Source organism: Microvirga tunisiensis (genome assembly GCF_009296175.1).
In the GTDB taxonomy this organism is placed as follows: Bacteria; Pseudomonadota; Alphaproteobacteria; order Rhizobiales; family Beijerinckiaceae; genus Microvirga; species Microvirga tunisiensis.
On sequence record NZ_VOSK01000897.1, the window covers coordinates 1 to 835 of the forward strand.

At 62.9% G+C, this 835-nt stretch carries 1 protein-coding gene; it reads left to right on the plus strand.

From position 1 onward, the window contains the following. Nucleotides 1-740 (plus strand): class I tRNA ligase family protein (locus FS320_RS44380; protein WP_152718779.1); only part of this gene is annotated, 740 nt, incomplete at its 5' end. Nucleotides 741-835: the final 95 nt, after the last annotated feature.

Below are 835 nucleotides of genomic sequence, written 5' to 3' on the forward strand. Positions count from 1 at the left end.
TGAACACCTGCTTCGAGGAGCGCCTGATCACCTGTGGCCCTTCCTACGTGAAGTGGACGCAATGGTTGTTCACGCGCTTGCACGAGCGCGGGATGGCCTACAAGGCCTGGGGCGAGGTGAACTGGTGTCCCTCCTGCGAAACCGTGCTGGCCAACGAGCAGGTGATCGACGGACACTGCGAGCGCTGCGCCTGCGCGGTCGAGCGCCGGAACTTGAACCAGTGGTACTTCCGGATCACGGACTACCGGGAGCGACTGATCGCCGGCCTGGACCGGATCGACATGCCGGACCCCACCAAGCGGATGCAGCGGGCCTGGCTGGCCGAGCTGAGGGACTGGTGCGTCTCGCGGCAGCGGACATGGGGGTGCCCGATCCCGGTCGAGGGCGAAACGGATACCCTGGACGGGTTCGTGGACTCCTCGTTCTACTACCTGCGCTACCTGACGGATAGCGAGACCGAGTTCCTGCCGGCAGGCTGCTACCAGCCCGTCGACCTGTACGTGGGCGGTGCCGAGCACGCCTGCATGCACCTGATCTACACCCGGTTCATCCATATGGCGCTGTTCGACATGGGCATCGTCCCGCAGGAGGAGCCGTTCAGGAAGGTCATCCACCAGGGCGTCATCAGGAAGGACGGGGCCAAGATGTCGAAGTCGAAAGGGAACGCCGTCAGTCCCGACGACTACGATCCCGACGAGCTGCGGTTGTACCGTACGCATCCGAGGTGGGCCGCCTTGTAGGAATTGTCGGATTTGGCACTGACTGTCCTTATTGACGTCAAAAAGGACAGTGCGGCTATGGATCGAGTTGAGATTGTCGATACGGGTCGGCGTCG